This is a genomic window from Nocardia neocaledoniensis (assembly GCF_029868625.1).
GTDB classification, from domain to species: domain Bacteria; phylum Actinomycetota; class Actinomycetes; order Mycobacteriales; family Mycobacteriaceae; genus Nocardia; species Nocardia neocaledoniensis_A.
This window is the reverse complement of sequence record NZ_JARWOJ010000373.1, coordinates 1-5,099: the sequence shown is the minus strand read 5'-3', so window position 1 is coordinate 5,099 and position 5,099 is coordinate 1. Positions and strand designations below refer to the sequence as shown.

The following is a 5,099-nucleotide window of genomic DNA, read 5'->3' as shown; positions in this document are numbered from 1 at the left end:
TGGGCGGACTTCTTCCAGGCCCAGCGACAGCATCAGGTGGCCATCTAGGGGGCGAGACCCGAAAAAGGGGGGCCGGGGGGGCGCCGCGGCCCCCCGCCAGGGGAGAAAAGGGCCCCCCCACCCCCCCGCCCCCCCCCCCGCCCCCGCCCCGCCCCCCGCGCCGCGCGGCCCCGCCCGGCCCAGGCGCGGAACATCCGCCACGCCGCGGAGATTCTGCACCGCGGCGGTCTGGTCGCCTTCCCGACCGAGACCGTGTACGGGCTCGGCGCCGACGCCGAGAACGCCGAGGCGGTCCGCCGGGTCTTCGAGGTCAAGCGGCGACCCGAAACGCACCCACTGATCGTGCATCTCGCCGATCCCTGCCAGCTCGGCGACTGGGTCACCGAGATATCGGGTCCCGCCCGGGTGCTCGCCGAGTGGTTCTGGCCGGGCCCGCTCACCCTGGTCCTGCCGCGCGGTCCCCGCGTTCCGCCCGTTGTCACCGGCGGATGCGACACCGTCGCGGTGCGGGTCCCGCAGCATCGCGTCGCGCTGCAGTTGCTCACCGCATTCGGAGGGGCGATCGCGGCGCCGTCGGCCAACCGCTTCGGCGCCGTCAGCTGCACCAGTGCCGACCACGTCGCCGACGAACTCGGTCCCGTCGTCGACCTCATTCTCGACGGCGGGACCTGCCCGGTCGGGATCGAATCCACCATCATCGACGTCACCGGCGACGAGCCGACCCTGCTGCGCCCGGGCGCGATCGGGGTCGACGATCTCGCCCAGGCGCTGGGCCGACCGATCCGCACGACCACACCATCGCGCGGGCACCGCGCCCCCCCCGCGCGCCCCGAACCATAAAAACCCCCCCCCCCCCCGGGCAGCATCCTTCGCATTACGCCCCCCGAGCGCGCGTGATCCTGGTCGAGGAAAGCGACGTCCTCGCCGAGGCCCACCGGCAGCAATCGCACGGCCGGCGAGTCGGAGTCCTGCGATCCCCCACGAGTGCGGCATCGACCTTCACCGGCAACGTGCTGGTGATCGAGGTACCGACCGCCATCGGCGACTACGCCCGCGATCTGTACCGACTTCTGCGCGAATTCGATCGGCACGACTGCGAGGTCGTCATCGCCTCGCTCCCCACCCGCGCGGGTGTCGGCCTGGCCATCGCGGACCGCCTCACCCGCGCCTCCGCTCCTCGCCCCGCAGCAACCGCGTCGACCAGCACAGCCGCCGAGAAGGGAGGCGAACCGTGTCAACGACGTCGCGCGAGCGCGACCAAGCACATGCGCAACTCAATTCACGTAAGACAAAATGGCAATCAGGGATCGTAGATTGTAGGGTGATCACGGTGGCGGACTGGACGTTTCTCACCAACCACGCGCACGTGCTGCTGTGCATCGCGCAAGACCCCGGGATGCGGCTACGCGACGTCGCCGACGCGGTCGGCATCACCGAACGCGCGGCCCAGCGCATCGTGGCCGAACTGGAACAGGCGGGCTACCTCGACCGCGTCCGCGACGGGCGCCGCAACCGCTACCGATTGAACCAAGAACTGCCGCTGCGGCACCCCCTCGAACGCGACCACGCGGTCGGGGAAATCCTCAGCGTCCTGACCGCCGAGCCGAAGAACGCACCCGGCCGCAGCGCATGAGCGCACCCCACCCCTACCGCGACCGCGACGTCGCCCTGGCCACCAAACACGGCAAGGAGCAGGTACTGGCCGCCGCCCTGGCCGAACGCCCCGGCCTGACGGTGCAGGTCGCCACCGGCGTCGACACCGACGAACTGGGCACCTTCACCGGGGAGATCGAACGCCCGGCTCCACCGCGCGAGACCGCGTTGAGGAAAGCCCGCCTCGCCATGCAGGCCCTGGGGTTGCCGCGTGGACTGGCCTCCGAAGGCGCCTTCGGCCCCCACCCCGGTATCTGGTTCGCCCCGGCCGGGCTGGAAATCCTCGCCTTCGTCGACGACGATCTCGGCCTCGAGCTCACCGTGCACCACCTGGACTGCGACACCAACTTCGACCACACCGTCGTCGACCACCTCGACGAACAAGCCGCACAATTCCTGCGCACCGCTCAGTTCGGCAGCCACGCGGTGATCGTGCGGCCCAACAGCGCCCCCCGGGGCGACGCCCCGCTCTACAAAGGCATCCGCACCAACACCGAACTTGCCGACGCCGTCGCACACTGCGCGACGGCGTCGTCGGACGGGCGCGCCCGCATCGAAACCGACATGCGCGCCCACCTCAACCCCACCCGCATGCGCAGCATCGCCCGACTGGCCACCGAACTGGCCGAACGCCTCGACCGGCTCTGCGCGCGCTGCGACGCCCCCGGGTTCGGCCACATCGCCACCGAGCCCGGACTCCCTTGCAAGTTCTGCTTCACCGCTACCCCGCAGCCGGCCGCCGACATCCACGGCTGCGCCCGCTGTGAACACCGCACCAGAATCGAGCGTCACGAACTCGCAGACCCGGCGGGCTGCCCCTCCTGCAACCCGTAACGCTCATCGAGCCCCGCACTCGCCGCCCCAAGGCGCAGTGCAACTCACGCACCATCGATACGAACCGAGGAAACAGATTATGGATGTCCCCACCTGGCTGTGGGCGGTGTTCGGCGCGATCTTGACCGCCAGCCTCGTCGTCGATCTCGTGCTGCATCGCGGCCCGCACGTGATCGGCTTCAGGGAAGCGCTCCGCTGGAGTGTGTTCTGGGTCGGCCTGTCGCTGCTCTTCGCAGTGCTCGTCGCGGTCGCGGTCGGCCCGACCGCCTCGGTGGAATTCACCACCGCCTGGCTGCTCGAGAAGAGCCTGTCGGTGGACAATCTCTTCGTCTTCGCCCTGATCTTCGGGTACTTCAACGTGCCCCGCGAATACCAACACCGGGTGCTGTTCCTCGGCGTGCTGGGCGCGCTGGTCTTCCGCGCGATATTCCTGCTCCTCGGCATCGCCGTGGTGCAGCGGTTCACCGTAGTCCTGTTCGCCTTCGCCGCGATCCTGCTCTACAGCGCCTACAAACTTCTCAAGGACGACGAGGAGACCTACGATCCCGGCAAGAGCACCGCGGTACGGCTGGTACGCAAGTTCATCCCGGTCCAGGAGGAATACTCCGGCACGCACTTCTTCGTCCGGTCGGCCGGCAAATGGGTCGCCACACCCCTGCTGATCGTCGTCGCCGCTATCGAGGCGGCCGATATCGTCTTCGCCGTCGACAGCGTGCCCGCGGTGCTGGCGGTGAGTAGCGAACCACTGATCGTGTACTCCAGCGTCGCTTTCGCCATTCTCGGATTGCGCGCCCTGTACTTCCTGCTCTCCGGAATGCTCGAGCGCTTCCACTACCTGTCGACCGGTCTGGCGATCATTCTCGCGTTCATCGGCGTCAAGCTCATGCTCCAAGCCGCCCACAAGACGATCAGCACCGCGGTGCCGGAGGTCCCGTCACCGGTCAGCCTGGCCGTAATCGTCGTCGTGCTGACGGTTTCGGTGGTCCTCAGCATCCGCCGACCACTGCCCGAGCAGCCCGCACAGCCGGACTCCCTGGGCGCCACCGAGAAGCCGGACTGAGCGACCACCTCCTGCACGGATGTCACCGGAGACGTATTCGCGGTTCGAACTATCCGCTGTGGGATACTCCGAGGACAACGATCGTGCTCGCGTGAGGACAGTCAGTTCGCCGAAAGTGGGTGAGCGAGATGTCTGGCCACCCTTCGGCGCCGATCCGGATCTGGCGGATGCGGCCGTGGAACACCAACCCTCTGATGCATGCGCACATGCGATTCGAGACTCTCGCGGTAGCCCTGTTACTGCTTGCCAGCATCATTGCGGTGCCGATCGCCGGAGCCGTGGGGACCGCGGCCTACAGCGGTATGCGAACCCGGATCCTGACGGACAACGCGACGAAGATTCTGGCCTCCGTGACGATCGCCGACGATCCGGTCCACCTGAAATCCGAGCGGCGATTCCAGGCCACAGTCCGGTGGTACCAGGACGGGCAGGACAACACCCTCATCGCTCCCGTGCCGCACACCGCCGAACGCGGACAGCAGGTTACGGTGTGGATCGGCGCTGACGGCACCCCGGTCGACCCGCCCCGGCAAACCAGCGACGCAGTCCTCGACGGCCTCGGAGCCGGCATAGCGGTCCTTTGCGGAACCTGGTTCACGGCAACACTGCTGATCTGGTGCGGACGACTGCTTGGCGACCACCGCCGAAGAACCGCCTGGGCAGCGGAATGGCAACAACTGAATCATCCGACCACGCAATGACCCCACCGTCTCCGGAATCACCGCGATCACCCGCGAGGGCATAGCCAAAGCCCGCGCGAAAAGCCGACTCAAAGGAATACAGCCGAAACTGTCTCCGACAGCACGCAAGACGACGATCTGGACCACCGCTACCACGACCCCGGCGACGACGCGAGCCTGACCGACCCCGCCGAGGAATACAGTGTCGTCCACACCACTCTTCACCGCATCGTCAGCGGCCACACTTACGTCGGCTGACTTCTCATCGGCAAGGGTATGATGTTCCCCCGGTTTCGTGGAGTCGGGATACTGGACTTCAGGCCACGGGTTGGACAGGTGGTTGCATCATCTCGTATTCGATCGGAGTCCGCATACCGAGGGCCGAGTGGCGCCGCTGACGGTTGTGGAAGATCTCGAGGTACTCGAAAATCGCGTTCGCCAGCTCGATCCGGGTTCGCCAGCGTTTCCGGTTGAGTAGTTCGGTTTGCATTCTGCCCCAGAATGATTCGATGACGGCGTTGTCGTAGCAGTCGCCGATCGACCCCATCGATGGCACCAGCCCGGACTTGCGGGCGCGGTCGGTGAAGGCCCAGGAAGTGAATTGAGCAGGTTCAACCGATGGAAGCAACATCCGAGGTCAGGAGGGTGTTGTGGGAAGACCGTCGGATTGGGTTCGGGAGGTTACAGGGCGAGCTCCGATGCGGTCACCGGGTCATCCCGGGCATCAGCGAGTGGTCGAGCGTGCGTTCTGGGACGAGATCGCCCGAGGTGATCTTCCCACGGAATGTGCTGTGGCGGTGGGTGTCTCACCGGTCGCGGGGACGCGATGGTTCCGTGATGCTGGCGGGATGTCGCCGTATTCGTGGAGCACT

Annotated in this window: 5 protein-coding genes and 3 pseudogenes; 7 read left to right on the top strand and 1 reads right to left on the bottom strand. The window is 67.2% G+C overall.

Translation table 11 applies throughout. The features are described 5' to 3' along the window. Window positions 1-189: 189 nt before the first annotated feature. The 6 genes and pseudogenes from QH270_RS29145 to QH270_RS29120 all read left to right on the top strand — a co-directional run. Window positions 190-840, top strand: a pseudogene (locus QH270_RS29145) (L-threonylcarbamoyladenylate synthase); the annotation flags it as partial. Window positions 841-893: 53 nt separating this feature from the next. Then, on the top strand, window positions 894-1,313 hold the full coding sequence (locus QH270_RS29140) for a Sua5 family C-terminal domain-containing protein (RefSeq protein ID WP_280205976.1): 420 nt from the start codon (window positions 894-896) through the stop codon (window positions 1,311-1,313). 8 nt (window positions 1,314-1,321) lie between these two features. Next, window positions 1,322-1,633: a helix-turn-helix transcriptional regulator gene (locus QH270_RS29135; RefSeq protein ID WP_081872663.1), complete on the top strand. Its 312-nt coding sequence runs from the start codon at window positions 1,322-1,324 to the stop codon at window positions 1,631-1,633. Then, window positions 1,630-2,487 carry a DUF6671 family protein gene (locus QH270_RS29130; protein WP_029930710.1) on the top strand — a complete coding sequence of 286 codons (858 nt, stop codon included), beginning with the start codon at window positions 1,630-1,632 and terminating at the stop codon, window positions 2,485-2,487. Before QH270_RS29135 ends, QH270_RS29130 begins: the two co-directional genes overlap by 4 nt. 79 nt (window positions 2,488-2,566) lie before the next feature. Beyond that, a complete protein-coding gene (locus tag QH270_RS29125) occupies window positions 2,567-3,547 on the top strand; it encodes a TerC family protein (RefSeq protein ID WP_029930709.1) in 981 nt (326 codons plus the stop codon). Between the two features lie 128 nt (window positions 3,548-3,675). Next, window positions 3,676-4,248, top strand: coding sequence for an Rv1733c family protein (locus QH270_RS29120; protein WP_425295071.1), 573 nt, complete (start codon window positions 3,676-3,678; stop codon window positions 4,246-4,248). A 295-nt stretch (window positions 4,249-4,543) separates the two neighbouring features. Here QH270_RS29120 and QH270_RS29115 read toward each other — a convergent pair. Beyond that, window positions 4,544-4,831 (bottom strand): annotated as a pseudogene (locus tag QH270_RS29115) (transposase); the annotation flags it as partial. A gap of 94 nt (window positions 4,832-4,925) precedes the next feature. Here QH270_RS29115 and QH270_RS34725 point away from each other — a divergent pair. Beyond that, window positions 4,926-5,099, top strand: a pseudogene (locus QH270_RS34725) (IS30 family transposase); the annotation flags it as partial.

Coding starts and splice junctions, on each gene's coding strand:
- QH270_RS29130 (WP_029930710.1), top strand. CDS start 1,630: ATGAGCGCACCCCACCCCTACCGCGACCGCGACGTCGCCCTGGCCACC.
- QH270_RS29125 (WP_029930709.1), top strand. CDS start 2,567: ATGGATGTCCCCACCTGGCTGTGGGCGGTGTTCGGCGCGATCTTGACC.
- QH270_RS29120 (WP_425295071.1), top strand. CDS start 3,676: ATGTCTGGCCACCCTTCGGCGCCGATCCGGATCTGGCGGATGCGGCCG.